Below are 15,418 nucleotides of genomic sequence, written 5' to 3' on the forward strand. Positions count from 1 at the left end.
CCCCCCCCCCCCCCCCCCCCCCCCCCGGCGCCGGGGGCGGCGGCGGTGCGTCCGGCGCCCCGGCGGGCGCGACATTGGGGTCGAAACCCGTCGGTTCCGCACTGGCGGTGGCCGAAGGGATGGTCACGAGGGTGCCCGTGATCGCGGCGAGAACGAGCGTCTTACGGACGTTCTTCAATATCTTTCCTTTCGCGGTGCGCGCGCGCCAAAGCAAGCCCACGGGGGTGGGCTGACGGTTTTTGGTTGGTGCGGAAACCTGCTTTGGACCGTGCCGGTTCTCCTGGCACGACAGCGGTGGGCTCGAGTCGCCCGGCGGGTGCTACCCACCGGCCACGGACGGCCTTGCGACGTCCGCGGCCCCGCTCACACGCGGGTCCGTGATTCTGTTTTCAGTTACTCTTCCGTAACCCGTTGCGGGCTAACACGGACCGTACGAGACCCAGCCGCGTTCGTCATCTTCGGAAAACGGACATCTCGTTTCGGTAACGGGGTGATCACAGCGCAATCCCGTCGTCATTTCGGCAGGTCAGCACTGCAATTCCGGCAAGTACCCAACATTTGCAATCGCTTTCAAATCGTGAGCCGAATCACGCGCATTTTGTGAACTGGCCCACGTATTTGCGCTGGTGCGTTTACGTCGATTGCGCCCTACCGGGCCGGGGTCCGTGGCGCGAAGCCGCGCAGCTTACAACAAGTTACGCGTCATCGCCCATCCGCCACGCCCAGTGACGCGGACGAATTATGTTGCGCGCCTGCTAACTTGCGTTGTTCGAATAGCGAGCGCGCAGAACGGCCGGATCGCCGGAGGACCGGCATCTGATCGTCGAAAGAGGGTTCTAAGCAATGTCTTTCGCGTGGCCTGGCGCTGACGGCGACGCATTATGGATCGGCCGCCGCCGTCGCTGCCTCTCCACTGAGCTTCTGCCATTCACTTATGCAATTTGCTGGGCGGGCGCGGCATTCGGCCGATCTCACGTCGCTCCCGCGTCACCTTCTCGGACCGGTCCGCGATCATCCCATCCGAAATGCGCTATGCCCCAACAGATCACGATCGGATGGGTGAATTCGCCCAGAGCAGGAAACCGTACGCCCGCGTGGCCATTCCTCAACGCGAAAGGAGAACTCGCCTCAGGTCGAATAGCTTTGTGAATTCCGGCTTTCGACTGCGACGGCTGATGACGTACGAGCATCGATCCGGCGCGGTCCAACCGCGACCCGCTCGCGTGAGGTCGACGTCAGCTGCGCGGCTGCGCGAGGGCGCGTAACTCGGCGTCGGTGTTGACGTTGGTCAGCGACCGCGAATCCGACGTCAAGATTCGCTGGGTGTCCGAGGCGTCCACCAGGGCGCGCATCCGGCGCTCGCCGGCCGCCACCAATGCGTCGGCGCGGTCGGCCAGGTCGGTCCGGTACACCGCGGCGAGGTAGTGGTCCTGGCCGTCCCACGGCAGCACCACTTCCGCGCCGGTCTCCAGCGCCCGGCGGGTGAGATCGTCGATGAGATCGATTGCCAGGAAAGGCATGTCGACGGCGCAGACGAAGGCGAGCCGGGCACCGGCGTCGGCGGCCGCCCGCAGCGCCCGCCCGGTCGCCGGCAACGGCCCCAACCCGCGCAGTTCGTCGCGCATCACCCGCGCCCGCAGTTCGGGCAATGGCTGGCCCTGGGCGGCCATCACGAGGACCGGATCGCAACGCTGTCCGAGGATGCCGACCACGTGCTCGACCATCGTGGTCGCCTGGGAGCCCGCGGACGCGGGCACTGGGAGGCTGGCCTTGTCGCGGCCCATGCGTTGCGATGCGCCGCCGGCGAGCACTACTCCGGCCAGTGAAGCTGTCTCGGCCACGTCAGTCGACGGTCCAGGTGTCGCGCCCACGCAGCAATGATTGCAGAGCGGTGTCGTCGAACGGCTTCGAGGCCCGCGCGGCCTGCACCTGGGAGCGCGCCGCGTCGTCGTAGGTGGGCCGGCTGACGTCCCGGAAGATGCCGAGCACCGTGTGATCGAGGTTCTGATCGGAGAGCCGCGACAGCGCGAAGGCGTAGGCCGAGTCGTCGGTGTGCGCGTCATGCACCATGATCTCGTCGACGGCCACGTCGGCGGTCTTGGCGAATTCGAGGCCGAAGCCGGACTTCACCACGCAGTACTCGCCGTCGGCACCGAAGGTGATCGGCTCACCGTGGCGGACGTTGATCACCCGCTCCTCGGCGCCCTCCTTGCGCAGCACGTCGAACGAGCCGTCGTTGAAAATCGGGCAGTCCTGCAGGATTTCGACCACGGCGGCACCGCGGTGCTCGGCGGCCGCGCGCAGCACCTCGGTCAGTCCGTTGCGGTCGGAGTCCAGGGCGCGGCCGACGAACGTCGCCTCGGCGCCCAGGGCCAACGACACCGGGTTGAACGGGTGGTCCAGCGAACCCATGGGGGTCGACTTGGTGACCTTGCCGACCTCCGACGTGGGCGAGTACTGGCCCTTGGTCAGCCCGTAGATCCGGTTGTTGAACAGCAGGATCGTGATGTTGACGTTGCGGCGCAGCGCGTGAATCAGGTGGTTGCCGCCGATCGACAACGCGTCACCGTCGCCGGTGACCACCCACACGGACAGGTCCTCTCGGGCCAGCGCCAGGCCGGTCGCGATCGCCGGCGCGCGGCCGTGGATCGAGTGGAACCCGTAGGTCTCCAGGTAGTACGGGAAGCGGCTGGAGCAGCCGATCCCGCTCACGAACACGATGTTCTCCCGCCGCAGTCCCAGCTCGGGCAGGAAGTTGCGGATGGTGTTGAGGATGACGTAGTCGCCGCAGCCGGGGCACCAGCGGACCTCTTGGTCACTGGTGAAGTCCTTGCCCTTCTGCGGCTGATCCGTGGTGGGGACGCCGTCGTTCTTCTTCAACCTCGGGGTCAACCCCAGGTCCGCGCCCGCCAGATTTCCCATCAGGTCGGTCATTCGCTAGCTCCCGCTCCCACCGTCGCTGCCGCCATTCTGGCGACCATCGTCTTGTCTTGCTCGATTTCGGCCAGCGTGCCGCCCAGCGCGGCGCGGATGACCCGCCCGATCTCATCGGCCAGGAATGCGACGCCCTGAACCTTGGTGACCGACTGCACGTCGACCAGATACTTGCCGCGCAGCAGCAATGCCAGCTGGCCCAAGTTCATTTCCGGGCACACCACCATCGGGTAGCGCCGCAGCACGTCGCCCAGGTTCCCCGGGAACGGGCTGAGATGGCGCAAGTGGGCGTGCGCGACCTTGACGCCCTTGCGCCGCGCGCGCCGGCAGGCTTCGCCGATCGGGCCGTACGAGCTGCCCCAGCCGATCAGCAGCAGCTCGGCGTCCCCGGTCGGGTCGTCGACTTCCACGTCGGGCACCGAGATGCCGTCAATCTTGGCCTGGCGCAACCGGACCATCAGGTCGTGGTTGACCGGTTCGTAGGAGATGGCACCCGAACCGTTGGCCGCCTCCAGACCGCCGATGCGGTGCTCGAGCCCCGGGGTGCCGGGGATGGCGAACTGACGGGCCAGCGTCTCCGGGTCACGGTTATACGGCTGGAAGGGCTCGTCGGGCTTGGCGAAGGTGTGCTTGATCGGCTGCAGCGTGCTGACGTCCGGAATGCGCCACGGCTCAGAGCCGTTCGCGATCGCGCCATCGGACAACACGATCACCGGCGTGTGATACGACACCGCGATGCGCACCGCCTCGATCGCGACGGCGAAGCAGTCGGACGGCGAGCGCGGCGCCAACACGGCGACCGGTGACTCCCCGTTGCGGCCGTACAGCGCCTGCAGCAGGTCGGCCTGCTCGGTCTTGGTGGGCAGGCCGGTCGAGGGGCCGCCGCGCTGAACGTCGATGACCAGCAGCGGCAACTCGGTCATCACCGCCAGGCCCAGCGCTTCGGACTTCAGCGAAATCCCCGGGCCCGAAGTACTCGTGACACCGAGCGCACCGCCGTAAGAGGCGCCGATTGCGGCACAGATGCCGCCGATCTCGTCCTCGGCCTGGAAGGTGATCACGTTGAAGTTCTTGTGCTTGGACAGCTCGTGCAGGATGTCGGACGCCGGGGTGATCGGGTAGCTGCCGAGCACCACCGGAATGTCGGCCAGCTGCCCGGCCGCGACGATGCCGTAGGCCATCGCGGTGTTGCCGGAGATCTGCCGGTATTCGCCGGATGGCAGCGTCGCCCGCGAGACCTCGTAGGTGGTGCCGAACGCCTCGGTCGTCTCGCCGTAGTTCCAGCCCGCCTTGAGGGCCAAGACGTTGGCCTCGGCGATGTCGGGCTTGCGGGCGAACTTCTCCCGGATGAACTTCTCGCTGGTTTCGATCGGGCGGCCGTACATCCAGGACAGCAGGCCCAGCGCGAACATGTTCTTGGCGCGCTGGCCGTCCTTCTTCGACGCGCCGATCGCCTCGACGGCACCCAGCGTCAGCGTGGTCATCGCGACGGAATGCACGACGTAGTCGGACAACTCGTCGGACTCGAGCGGGTTCGTCACGTAACCCACCTTGGTCAGGTTGCGCTTGGTGAACTCGTCGGAATTCGCGATCACCATGCCGCCCCGCGGCAGGTCGCCGAGGTTGGCCTTGAGCGCCGCCGGGTTCATCGCGACGAGCACGTCGGGGCGGTCACCGGCGGTCAGGATGTCGTAGTCGGCGATCTGGATCTGGAAGGAGGAGACCCCGGGCAGTGTTCCTGCGGGAGCCCGGATCTCGGCGGGATAGTTCGGCTGGGTCGCCAGGTCGTTTCCGAAAAGCGCTGCCTCCGAGGTGAACCGGTCGCCCGTCAGCTGCATCCCGTCGCCGGAGTCGCCGGCGAAGCGAATGACGACCTGCTCCAGGCGCCGGCGGTCGGACCCGCCACCGGAAGGCGACCCGTTCGAGCCGTTGTGAGAATCAGACCCGGCTCCGCTGCCGTTCGGATCCACGTATCCGCCTTCCATTCGTTATCCGGATAGGCACTCCGCTGGAGTTTTACGTTACGCGCCGTTCAAGCGCGCCCCGCACCCTTGAGCTGTGTGTCACTAGTAGTACCAATTATGGCACTTCTTTAAGACTCTCTAAGACGAGAATGGCCGTCTCTAAACGGTTGCATACAGCGGTTTTACACCTAAAGCCGATGTCAGCGCGCGGACGGTGGTGCGGGCCGTTCAAAACTGTGGTATTGGTCACTTTTCGCGGATTCGCTCGCGTCTTCGGGCGCCGTCTCCGGCATCGCGACCAGGTAGAGGAGAAAGCCCGCGGCGGCGAGTGCTCCCAGGAAGGCGAAGGCGGCGTTGTAGCCGGCGGCCACCACGATCCACCCGGCCGCGAGATTGGACACCGAGGCGCCTATGCCCGTCGCGGCCGTCACGGCACCGAGGCTCACGTTGAACCGGCCGGTGCCGTGCGTGACGTCCTGGACGACGAGGGGGAACAGCGCGCCGAACACGCCGGCCCCGACGCCGTCCAGCAGCTGCACGCCGACCAACCAATACGGGTTGCCGGACAGGGTGTAGAGAAATCCGCGTGCCGCCAGGACCGCGAAACCGAGCAGGAAGATCGGCTTTCGCCCCCACGAATCGGCCTTGGCTCCGGCCAGGTAGGCCACCGGCACCATGACCACCTGGGCGGCCACGATGCAACCGGCCATCAGCGCGGTCCCGACGTCCTTGTTGTGCAGCGCCAGCAGCTGACCGACCAGCGGCAGCATGGCCGCGTTGGCGAAGTGGAAGGCGATGACCGTCGCGGCGAAGATCATCAGCCGGCGATTGTGCAGCAGCACGGCCATCCGGGACGGCGTCTCGTGCGGCCCACCCGGCACGTGGTCCATGCCCCGCGCGACGTCATGATCGATCGCGTCGCCCGGAATCCGCAGCGTGGCAAGCACACTCGCGGCCGCCATGACGGCGAGCACCCAGAACACCACCACCGGGCCGAAGAAGTAGGCCAAGCCGCCGGTGATGGCCGCGGCCGAGGCGTTGCCCGCGTGGTTGAACGACTCGTTGCGTCCGATCCGGCGGGCGAAGAAGCGCGGACCCACGACGCCCAGAGTGATCGCGGCCAAAGCCGGGGCGAAGACCGAGCCGGCGATACCGGTCAGGGCCTGCAGGACAGAGATCGAATACAGCCCCGGAAAGACCGGCATAGCCAACGAACCGGCGGTGATGGTCAACGCGCCGCCGACGATCAACGCCCGCTTGGCCGTGCTCCGGTCCACCAACGCGCCGGCCGGGGCCTGCGCGACGATCGCCCCGATTCCCCCGACCGCCATGACGAACCCGATCGACGCCTGGTCCCAATGGTGGGCCAGCAGCAGGTAGATCGACAGGTAGGGGCCCAGCCCGTCGCGGACGTCGGCCAGCAGAAAGTTCAGCAGGTCCAGCGCGTGCGTCAGCCGGCGCGGTACGGGGCTGGGGAGCTCAGCGGCGGCCGGCATGCGCATCTAGTACCCAAATGCGCGGCCGCTCGACCGCGAGGTGGGTTAGGCGCTCTTGTCGCGGCGCTCGGTGCGCGACGGCTTGCGCGGCACGATCGTCGGGAGCACGTTGTCCTGCACGGTCTCCTTGGTCACCACGACCTTGGCGACATCGTCCCGGCTCGGGATGTCGTACATCACCGGCAGCAGGACCTCTTCCATGATGGCGCGCAGGCCACGGGCCCCCGTGCCGCGGTGGATGGCCTGATCGGCGATCGCCTCCAGTGCGTCGTCGGTGAACTCGAGCTCGACGCCGTCCATCTCGAACAGCCTGGTGTACTGCTTGACCAAGGCGTTCTTCGGCTCGGAGAGGATCTTGACCAGCGACTCGCGGTCGAGGTTGGTCACCGACGCGACGACGGGCAGCCGCCCGATGAACTCGGGGATCAGCCCGAACTTGATCAGGTCCTCGGGCATGACCTCGGCGAAGTGGTCGGTGGTGTCGATCTCGGCCTTCGAGCGCACCTCGGCGCCAAACCCGAGGCCGCGCTTGCCGACGCGCTCGTAGATGATCTTCTCCAGGCCGGCGAACGCACCCGCGACGATGAACAACACGTTGGTGGTGTCGATCTGGATGAACTCCTGGTGCGGGTGCTTGCGGCCGCCCTGCGGGGGCACCGAAGCCTGGGTGCCCTCCAGGATCTTCAGCAGCGCCTGCTGCACGCCCTCGCCGGAGACGTCGCGGGTGATCGACGGGTTCTCGCTCTTGCGGGCGATCTTGTCGACCTCGTCGATGTAGATGATGCCGGTTTCGGCGCGCTTCACGTCGTAGTCGGCGGCCTGAATGAGTTTGAGGAGAATGTTTTCGACGTCCTCACCGACGTAGCCGGCTTCGGTCAGCGCGGTGGCGTCGGCGATGGCGAACGGCACGTTGAGCATCTTGGCGAGCGTCTGCGCCAGGTAGGTCTTGCCGCAGCCGGTGGGCCCGAGCATCAGGATGTTGGACTTGGTCAGCTCAACCGGCTCGTGCCGGGAGTCGCGCCCCTTCTCCCCCGCCTGAATGCGCTTGTAGTGGTTGTAGACCGCGACGGCCAGCGTGCGCTTGGCGGTGTCCTGCCCGATGACGTATCCCTCGAGGAATTCCCGGATTTCGACGGGCTTGGGTAGTTCGTCGAGTTTGACGTCGTCGGCGTCGGCCAGTTCCTCTTCGATGATCTCGTTGCAGAGGTCGATGCACTCATCGCAGATGTACACACCGGGACCAGCAATGAGTTTCTTGACCTGCTTCTGGCTCTTCCCGCAGAACGAGCACTTCAGCAGGTCACCGCCGTCTCCGATGCGCGCCATGGTGCTGAGGGCCTACTTCCTATTCGCCGTTCGTCGTGCTGTGCCGCATGTATCCCCCGACGCTACCCGCTAGATCGGGCCCGACGCGACCATTAAGGCCGAATCGCGCCGATGATATTCGGGGGAGTCATGCTGGTCCCGTCTGGATGAAACATATAGCCAGACGGTGCCCGTCACTCGCGAACGACGCGCTTTGCGTGTCTTTGGCGTGTCGCGGTCGTGACCCAACCGAGGCTGGTGCGCCGCCCGATCCCCACGAAATCACCCTACAGCGGTTCGGCGGAATCGGCTCTGATCAGCGAGTCGGTCTTGATGAGGTGTGCTCGGCAAGCATGGCCGACGTTCGCCCAGCGCGCACTGAGCGCGAAAAATCAGGTGGGGATTCGCGGCCAGTGCACGTTCGACGAAGGGCCGATGACGCTAGGCGGTCTGCGCGGAGAGCTTCCGGTATTCCAGGACGGTGTCGATGATCCCGTACTCCTTGGCCTCTTCGGCGGTCAGGATCTTGTCCCGGTCGGTGTCCTTACGGACGGTCGCGGCATCCTTGCCGGTGTGGCGGGCCAGTGTGGTCTCCATCAGCGTGCGCATCCGCTCGATCTCGGCGGCCTGGATCTCCAGGTCGGAGAACTGGCCCTGGATCACGCCCTGAAGCGACGGCTGGTGGATCAGCACGCGAGCGTTGGGCAGCGCCATCCGCTTGCCTGGGGTTCCGGCGGCCAGCAACACCGCCGCGGCCGACGCGGCCTGACCGAGGCACACCGTCTGAATGTCGGCGCGGACGTACTGCATGGTGTCGTAGATCGCCATCAGCGAGGTGAAGCCGCCGCCGGGCGAGTTGATGTACATGGTGATGTCGCGGTCGGGGTCCAGCGATTCCAACACCAGCAGCTGCGCCATGATGTCGTTCGCCGAAGCGTCGTCCACCTGGACGCCGAGGAAGATGATGCGCTCCTCGAACAGCTTGTTGTAGGGGTTGGACTCCTTGACACCGAAGCTGGAGTGCTCGATGAACGACGGCAGGATGTAGCGCGCCTGGGGCTGCATGTTCGGGTGCTGGGTGCTCACTGGGCTTCTCCGTTGGTGATGTGGGCGGCGCGGGTGATGATGTGGTCGACGAACCCGTATTCCAGGGCTTCCTGCGCGGTGAACCAGCGGTCGCGGTCGGAGTCCGCTTCGATGCGCTCGATCGACTGCCCGGTGAATTCGGCGTTCAGCCGGAACATCTCCTTCTTGATGACGTGGAACTGCTCGGCCTGGATCGCGATGTCGGCCGCGCTGCCCGTCACCCCGCCCAGCGGCTGGTGCATCAGGATGCGCGCGTGCGGCAGCGCGAAGCGCTTGCCCTTGGTGCCGGCCGCGAGCAGGAACTCTCCCATCGAGGCGGCCATGCCCATCGCGTAGGTGGCGATGTCGCAGGGCGCCAGCACCATGGTGTCGTAGATGGCCATGCCGGCGCTGATCGATCCGCCCGGGGAGTTGATGTACAGCGAGATGTCCTTGTCGGCGTCCTCGGCGGCGAGCAACAGGATCTGCGCGCACAGCCGGTTGGCGACCTCGTCGTTCACCTCCGAACCCAGGAAGATGATGCGCTCGGAGAGCAAGCGCTCATAGACCGAGTCCGTGAGGTTGAGCCCCTGCGAGGGCGAACGCATGTCAGACACGACTGGGTTACCTGCTTTCTCGAGTTCTTCTATGCACCGACACTAACCAACCTGGCCGACTGTTTCGCGGTCACGCTCCCCCTCAATTCGGCGCTTTCGCTCACAGCGTCAAGACCGGTCACTCCGCTTCGTCGTCGGACGCTTCGGTTTCCGGGGCCTCGTCGGTCGGCTCGGCATCGTTGGCCTCCCCGGTCGAATGGTCGGCCTCCTCAGCCTCGCCAGTCGGCTCGGCATCGTTGGCTTCCCCGCGCTTGCCGAAGAACTCATTGGTGTCGATCGCGTTCCCGTCGGTGTCGGTCACCGTCGCCGCCCGCACCACCTCGGCGATGGCCAGCCCGCGCCGCACGTCGGCGAACATGGCCGGCAGCTGGTTGTTCTCCTGCAGGTAGCCCAGCAGCTGCTGCGGCTCGATGCCGTATTGGCGCGACGTCATCATCAGCCGCTCGGTCAGGTCGTCCTGGCCGACCTGGACCTCCAGCTCGTCGGCCAACGCATCCAGCAGCAGCTGCCTCTTGACGTCCGTCTCCGCGGCCGAGCGCGTCTCGGTCTCGAACTCTTCGCGCGTCTTGCCCTGTCCGGCGAGCGCCTGGTCGAGCTTGGCCTCGTCGTGCTCCAGCCCGTGCAGGGCGTTGTGCAGGGTGCTCTCGACCTGCGCTTTGACGATCGCCTCCGGCAGCGGCACGTCGACCTGGTCCAAGAGAGCGTCCAGCGCGGCGTTACGTATCTGGTCGGCCTGCTGAGCGCGCTTGACCCGGCCCACCTGCTCGCGCAGATTGGCCCGCAGCTCCTCGATGGTGTCGAACTCGCTGGCCAACTGGGCGAACTCGTCGTCGGGCTCGGGGAGCTCGCGCTGCTTGATCGACTTGACGGTGACGGTCACCTGCGCGTCCCGCCCGGCGTGGTCACCGGCCGCCAGCTGCGCGGTGAACTCGCGGGACTCGTCGGCGGACAGACCGACCAGGGCGTCGTCGAGGCCCGCGATGAGACGGCCGGAGCCCACCTCGTGGGACAGCCCCTCCGCGGCGGCCCCCGGCACCTCTTCACCGTCGATGGTGGCTGACAGGTCGATGGAGACGAAGTCGCCGGTTTCCACGGGCCGGTCCACCCCGGTGAGGGTGCCGAACCGGGCGCGCAAGGACTGCAATTCGGCGTCGACGTCATCGTCGCTGACCTCGACCGGGTCGACCGACACCTTCAGCGTGGCCAGGTCCGGAAGCTCGATCTTGGGGCGGATGTCGACCTCGGCGGTGAACGCCAGCTCCTGGCCGTACTCCTTCTTGGTGACCTCGATCTCGGGCTGACCGAGCGGCTGCACTTCTGAGTCCACGACCGCCTGCCCGTACCGCGCGGGCAGCGCCTCGTTCACAACCTGGTCCAGCAGCGCCTCTCGGCCGAACCGGGCCTCCAGCAACTTCGCCGGCGCCTTGCCGGGGCGGAAGCCGGGCAGTCGCACCTGCTTGGCCAGCTCCCGGTAGGCCCGCTGGAAGTCGGGCTCCAGTTCGGCGAACGGCACCTCCACGTTGATGCGGACCCGGGTGGGGCTCAGCTGCTCGACGGTGCTCTTCACGGGGGTGCTCCTCGGTGGTCGTTCCTGGCGTTCGGTGGGCCGCGTGCATGCGGCGCGGGGTGGTGCTCTGGTCGGGGTGACAGGATTTGAACCTGCGGCCTTCCGCTCCCAAAGCGGATGCGCTACCAAGCTGCGCTACACCCCGCGCTGACCTCGATGATCCTAAGGCCCGTCGAGTCCGGGTCGGCCACGGCCTTCGCGGCGACCTCACAGACCCTCACGGAGCGATCACAAGACCGCGTCGATTAGATTTGATCTTCGTCGACAGCTACAGTCACGCTCGACCAATACATGCGGGCGTAGCTCAATGGTAGAGCCCTAGTCTTCCAAACTAGCTACGCGGGTTCGATTCCCGTCGCCCGCTCGGGTTAGGGATCTGCTCCACAGAGAGGCGCCATGAGCGACCTAGAAACGGATGCGCTGATCCACGGCTCATGCGCGCCGGACTTCGTCGGGGTGCGCGAGGCATTCGAAGGCAACTTCACGCGGGGCGATGAAGTCGGCGCGGCCGTCGCGGTCTGGGTGGACGGGGACCTCGTCGTCAACCTCTGGGGCGGTTGGGCCGACGCCGCCCACACCCGGACCTGGCAGCAGAACACCCTGACGACGGTGCTATCCGGCACCAAGGGCTTGTCGGCCACCTGTGTCCATCAACTGGCCGACCGCGGCGAGCTGGACCTGCAGGCCCCGGTCGCCCATTACTGGCCCGAGTTCGCGCAAGCCGGCAAACAGGACATCACGCTGGCGATGGTGATGAGCCACCGGTCCGGCGTGATCGGCCCCCGCACCCGGCTGCGCTGGGAAGACGTCGCCGACTGGGATTTGGTCTGCGAGCAACTGGCCGCCGCCGAACCGTACTGGGAACCGGGCACCGCCCAGGGCTACCACATGACCACGTTCGGATTCATCCTCGGCGAGGTGTTCCGCCGCGTCACCGGCCGGACGATCGGCCAGTACCTGCGCACCGAGATCGCCGAACCGTTGGGCGCCGACGTCCATATCGGGCTGCCCCTGGCCGAACAGCGCCGCTGCGCCGAGCGGGTCAACAAGCCGCACGCCCGTGACCTGCTGGCCGACGCGCAGGCCCCCGGCCACCCGGTCAGCCTGTCCGACCATCCGAAGGCCGGGCTCTCGATCTCGATGGGGTTCGCCCCCGACGACGAGCTCGGCTCCCATGATCTGCAGCTGTGGCGCGAACTCGAGTTCCCGGGGACCAACGGGCAGGTGTCGGCCCTGGGGTTGGCGACGTTCTACAACGCGCTCGCGCAGGAGAAGGTGCTCAGCCGCGAGCACATGGACCTGGTGCGGGAGTGTCAGGGCGGCCTGGAGACCGACCTGGTGCTGGGGCCACGGGTCGCGGACCACGGCTGGGGCCTGGGCTACATGCTCAACCAGCGGTGCGTCAACGGGCCCAACCCTCGGATCTTCGGCCACGGCGGCCTGGGCGGCTCCTTCGGGTTCGTCGATTTAGAGCACCGCATCGGTTACGCGTACGTGGCGAACCGCTTCGACGCCACCAAGGCCAATGCGGACCCGCGCAGCCTCGCGCTGAGCAACGAGGTCTACGCGACGCTGGGAGTCATGCCGGAAGCGCGAGCGGCGACCTGACGTTGGGGGTACGGGCCACGCGCACGCGGCCCGCACCCATCGACGGATCAGTGTTGCCAGGGCTGCGGCTGATACGGTCCCGGTCCGCCGGGTCCACCGGGCCAGCCAGGACCGCGTTGGTCGGGTCCCGGGCCATTCCAGTCACGGCTGTGGTCGTTGCCGTCCATGTCGCGATGGCGGTCATCGTGGCAGTTGTTCGAGTCCCAGTTCTGCCCCCAACCCGGGTCCCACCCTTGCCCCGGGCACCAGTGGTAATCGGGCAATGGCGCGGGCTGGGCCTGGGCGCCGACCGCGGCACCCAGCCCAGCCAGCCCCAACCCGACGATCGCGGAAACCGTTGCAGCTAAACGCGGAAGAGTATTCACGGCTTCCACCAGTACCCTCAATCGAGCCGCGCTCAAACAGTAGACGTCAGCGTTTCTTGCTGGGAGTTTCCTGCCAATTGGCGCCACCTTGGGGAGAGCGCAATGATGGTGAGGCGCATCACTTTTGGCAGGACGGGCACCAAAACACGTTTCGCCCCTCCAGGACGGACGTGCGGATCGAATCTCCGCACACCCGGCACCCTTCGCCGGCGCGCCGGTACACGTACGTCCGGGGACGCCCGGCCCGATACGACGGCGGGCCGTGGTCGTGTTCGGGCCGCACCACGACGATCTTGCCGCGGCGGAAGCCGACCTTCATCAGCGCCACCAGGTCGGTCCACGCCGCGTCGAACTCCGCCTGGCCGACGTCCCGGCCCGGGCGGAAGGGGTCGATGTTGTGGCGGTACAGCAGCTCGTTGCGGTAGACGTTGCCCACGCCGGCGACGATGGTCTGATCCATCAACAGTGCGCCGATAGGTCTGCGGGACTTACTGATTCGCTTCCACGCCCAGGATGGATCGGCGTCGTTGCGCAGCGGGTCGGGGCCGAGCTTGGCCAGCACGTCGGAAACCTGGCCCTCGTCGATCACCTCGCAGACCGTCGGCCCGCGCAGATCGGTGCCGTAGTCGGCGCCCACCATGCGCATTCGCACCTGCCCGACCGGCTCGGGAAGGACCGCGTCCTCGCGCGGCCATTCGGTGAAGGCGCCGTAGAGGCCCAGGTGCACGTGCACGATCGGGCCGCCGTCATAGTGGTGGAACAGGTGCTTGCCCCAGACGCTGGTGCGGCGCAACACGCGCCCGTCCACCACGGCCGCATCGGCGAAGCGCCCCTGCGGGCTGGACACCGCTACGGGCGCACCACCGAACCGGCGCTGGTGCAGCCGGGCCAGCCGGTGCAGGGTGTGCCCTTCGGGCATGGGGCCTCAGCCCTGCGCGCCGGGCACCGGCGGCGCCTGGTGGGTGCGTTCGTACTCGGCGAGGATGTCGATACGCCGTTGGTGGCGTTCGGCTTTCGACCACTGCGCGGTCAGGAACGCATCCACGATCGCCAGCGCCTCTTCGACGGTGTGCATGCGGCCACCGATCCCGATCAGCTGGGCGTTGTTGTGTTCGCGTGCCAGTGTCGCCGTCTCCACGCTCCACGCCAGCGCGCAGCGGGCTCCGGGCACCTTGTTGGCGGCGATCTGCTCACCGTTGCCCGACCCGCCGAGGACGATGCCCAGGCTGTCGGGGTCGGCGACCGTGCAAGTCGCGGCCGCGATGCAAAACGCCGGGTAATCGTCCTCGGCGTCGTACGTGTAGGCACCGCAGTCGATCGGCTCGTGCCCGGACGCCTTGAGGTGCTCGATGATCTGCTGCTTGAGCTCGAATCCGGCGTGGTCAGAGCCGAGGTAGACGCGCATGCCCGCAATCCTTACACAACGGTGCGCTGCGGGTCGCCGCCCGACGATCTAGTCGAATTCGGGCTTCTCGGTGCGCGTGCGCTTGAGCTCGAAGAAGTGCGGGTAGGACGCAAAGGTCACCGACGCGTCCCACAGCTTGCCGGCCTCCTCGCCGCGCGGGATCTTCGACAGCACCGGCCCGAAGAACGCCACACCGTTGACGTGGATGGTCGGCGTGCCGACGTCGTCGCCGACGGCGTCCATGCCGGCGTGGTGGCTCTTGCGCAGGGCGTCGTCGTAGGCGTCGCTGTGCGCGGCCTCGGCGAGCTCGGCGGGCAACTCGGCGTCGGCCAGCGACAACTTGATGACCTCCTCGAGGTTCTTGTTGTCCTCGTTGTGGATTCGAGTGCCCATCGCGGTGTACAGCGGGTCCAGGACTCCGGCGCCGTGGGCCTGCTCGGCGGCGATCGCCACTCGGACCGGCCCCCAGGCGTGCTTCATCATCTCGCGATACTTGTCGGGCAGGCCCTCGCGGTTCTCGTTGAGGATCGCCAGGCTCATCACGTGGAAGTGCACGTCGATGTCGCGGACCTTCTCCACCTCGAGGATCCAGCGCGACGTGATCCAGCACCACGGGCACAGCGGATCGAACCAGAAATCGGCTTGGTCTTTCCCGGCAGCCTTGTCAGACATAGCGCAATCCTCTCGTCGGTCGACACACCGTTCAGCACAACCGTAGGCGCCGCGGCCCTGTTCCCGCAGTGCCCCGGATGCGATCCGGGCACGTAAGTTGGACGCGTGGCCCTTCCTAATCTCACCCGGGACCAGGCCGTCGAACGCGCGGCCCTGATCACCGTCGACAGCTACCAGATCCAGCTCGATGTCACCGACGGCTCGGATGTTGGGGGTCCCCCGGCCACCCGCACGTTCCGGTCCACGACCACGGTCGTGTTCGACGCGCTTCCGGGCGCCGACACGTACATCGACCTCGCCGCCGAGACGGTACGCGGTGCCACGCTCAACGGTCACGACATCGACGTGTCCGGATACGACGAATCCACCGGCATCGCGTTGCGCGGCCTGGAGCAACACAACGTGCTCGTCGTCGACGCG

At 66.9% G+C, this 15,418-nt stretch carries 12 protein-coding genes, 2 tRNA genes and 1 pseudogene; 3 read left to right on the forward strand and 12 right to left on the reverse strand.

Going from position 1 to position 15,418, the window contains the following annotated elements:
- Positions 1-1,235 precede the first annotated feature (1,235 nt).
- The 9 genes from mobA to A9X04_RS01705 all read right to left on the reverse strand — a co-directional run bounded on the left by mobA (position 1,236) and on the right by A9X04_RS01705 (position 11,093).
- Positions 1,236-1,841 (reverse strand): molybdenum cofactor guanylyltransferase, encoded by a 606-nt coding sequence (gene mobA / locus A9X04_RS01665; protein ID WP_067917123.1) that lies wholly within the window; start codon positions 1,839-1,841, stop codon positions 1,236-1,238.
- Position 1,842: 1 nt separating this feature from the next.
- The gene (locus A9X04_RS01670) at positions 1,843-2,934 is read right to left on the reverse strand and encodes a 2-oxoacid:ferredoxin oxidoreductase subunit beta (protein WP_067917125.1); all 1,092 of its coding nucleotides are present in this window, start codon (positions 2,932-2,934) and stop codon (positions 1,843-1,845) included.
- On the reverse strand, positions 2,931-4,904 hold the full coding sequence (locus tag A9X04_RS01675) for a 2-oxoacid:acceptor oxidoreductase subunit alpha (protein ID WP_156751868.1): 1,974 nt from the start codon (positions 4,902-4,904) through the stop codon (positions 2,931-2,933). Before A9X04_RS01675 ends, A9X04_RS01670 begins: the two co-directional genes overlap by 4 nt.
- A gap of 194 nt (positions 4,905-5,098) precedes the next feature.
- On the reverse strand, positions 5,099-6,394 hold the full coding sequence (locus A9X04_RS01680) for an MFS transporter (protein WP_156764174.1): 1,296 nt from the start codon (positions 6,392-6,394) through the stop codon (positions 5,099-5,101).
- A 45-nt stretch (positions 6,395-6,439) separates the two neighbouring features.
- Positions 6,440-7,720 carry an ATP-dependent Clp protease ATP-binding subunit ClpX gene (gene clpX, locus A9X04_RS01685; RefSeq protein ID WP_055400128.1) on the reverse strand — a complete coding sequence of 427 codons (1,281 nt, stop codon included), beginning with the start codon at positions 7,718-7,720 and terminating at the stop codon, positions 6,440-6,442.
- 420 nt (positions 7,721-8,140) lie between these two features.
- On the reverse strand, positions 8,141-8,764 hold the full coding sequence (gene clpP2 / locus A9X04_RS01690; protein ID WP_067917143.1) for an ATP-dependent CLP protease proteolytic subunit ClpP2: 624 nt from the start codon (positions 8,762-8,764) through the stop codon (positions 8,141-8,143).
- Positions 8,765-8,781: 17 nt separating this feature from the next.
- Positions 8,782-9,372, reverse strand: a complete 591-nt coding sequence (gene clpP1 / locus A9X04_RS01695; protein WP_067917131.1) for an ATP-dependent CLP protease proteolytic subunit ClpP1 — start codon at positions 9,370-9,372, stop codon at positions 8,782-8,784.
- A 127-nt stretch (positions 9,373-9,499) separates the two neighbouring features.
- The gene (gene tig / locus A9X04_RS01700; RefSeq protein WP_067917133.1) at positions 9,500-10,948 is read right to left on the reverse strand and encodes a trigger factor; all 1,449 of its coding nucleotides are present in this window, start codon (positions 10,946-10,948) and stop codon (positions 9,500-9,502) included.
- 68 nt (positions 10,949-11,016) lie between these two features.
- Positions 11,017-11,093 (reverse strand) — tRNA-Pro (locus A9X04_RS01705).
- A 148-nt stretch (positions 11,094-11,241) separates the two neighbouring features.
- Between A9X04_RS01705 and A9X04_RS01710 the strand changes: the two genes are divergently transcribed.
- Together A9X04_RS01710 and A9X04_RS01715 are read left to right on the forward strand one after the other, a co-directional pair.
- Positions 11,242-11,312 (forward strand) — tRNA-Gly (locus A9X04_RS01710).
- A 32-nt stretch (positions 11,313-11,344) separates the two neighbouring features.
- Positions 11,345-12,556, forward strand: a complete 1,212-nt coding sequence (locus A9X04_RS01715) for a serine hydrolase domain-containing protein (protein WP_067917135.1) — start codon at positions 11,345-11,347, stop codon at positions 12,554-12,556.
- A gap of 483 nt (positions 12,557-13,039) precedes the next feature.
- Here A9X04_RS01715 and A9X04_RS01720 read toward each other — a convergent pair whose 3' ends face one another.
- Genes A9X04_RS01720 through A9X04_RS01730 form a run of 3 tightly spaced genes read right to left on the reverse strand, consistent with a single transcriptional unit; the run spans position 13,040 to position 14,998 of the window.
- Entirely contained in the window at positions 13,040-13,840 is an 801-nt protein-coding gene (locus tag A9X04_RS01720; protein WP_067917137.1) for an Fpg/Nei family DNA glycosylase, read from the reverse strand.
- A gap of 6 nt (positions 13,841-13,846) precedes the next feature.
- Positions 13,847-14,326: a ribose-5-phosphate isomerase gene (locus A9X04_RS01725; protein WP_067917139.1), complete on the reverse strand. Its 480-nt coding sequence runs from the start codon at positions 14,324-14,326 to the stop codon at positions 13,847-13,849.
- 48 nt (positions 14,327-14,374) lie between these two features.
- Positions 14,375-14,998 carry a DsbA family protein gene (locus A9X04_RS01730; RefSeq protein ID WP_067917141.1) on the reverse strand — a complete coding sequence of 208 codons (624 nt, stop codon included), beginning with the start codon at positions 14,996-14,998 and terminating at the stop codon, positions 14,375-14,377.
- Between the two features lie 105 nt (positions 14,999-15,103).
- On the opposite strand from A9X04_RS01730, the pseudogene A9X04_RS01735 reads away from it, so the two are divergent.
- Positions 15,104-15,418 (forward strand): annotated as a pseudogene (locus A9X04_RS01735) (aminopeptidase N); the annotation flags it as partial.

Source organism: Mycobacterium sp. E3247 (genome assembly GCF_001667785.1).
Classification (GTDB): domain Bacteria; phylum Actinomycetota; class Actinomycetes; order Mycobacteriales; family Mycobacteriaceae; genus Mycobacterium.

Coding starts and splice junctions, on each gene's coding strand:
- A9X04_RS01680 (WP_156764174.1), bottom strand. CDS start 6,394: ATGCCGGCCGCCGCTGAGCTCCCCAGCCCCGTACCGCGCCGGCTGACG.
- A9X04_RS01720 (WP_067917137.1), bottom strand. CDS start 13,840: ATGCCCGAAGGGCACACCCTGCACCGGCTGGCCCGGCTGCACCAGCGC.
- A9X04_RS01715 (WP_067917135.1), top strand. CDS start 11,345: ATGAGCGACCTAGAAACGGATGCGCTGATCCACGGCTCATGCGCGCCG.
- A9X04_RS01730 (WP_067917141.1), bottom strand. CDS start 14,998: ATGTCTGACAAGGCTGCCGGGAAAGACCAAGCCGATTTCTGGTTCGAT.
- clpP2 (WP_067917143.1), bottom strand. CDS start 8,764: ATGCAGCCCCAGGCGCGCTACATCCTGCCGTCGTTCATCGAGCACTCC.
- A9X04_RS01725 (WP_067917139.1), bottom strand. CDS start 14,326: ATGCGCGTCTACCTCGGCTCTGACCACGCCGGATTCGAGCTCAAGCAG.
- A9X04_RS01670 (WP_067917125.1), bottom strand. CDS start 2,934: ATGACCGACCTGATGGGAAATCTGGCGGGCGCGGACCTGGGGTTGACC.
- clpX (WP_055400128.1), bottom strand. CDS start 7,720: ATGGCGCGCATCGGAGACGGCGGTGACCTGCTGAAGTGCTCGTTCTGC.
- clpP1 (WP_067917131.1), bottom strand. CDS start 9,372: ATGCGTTCGCCCTCGCAGGGGCTCAACCTCACGGACTCGGTCTATGAG.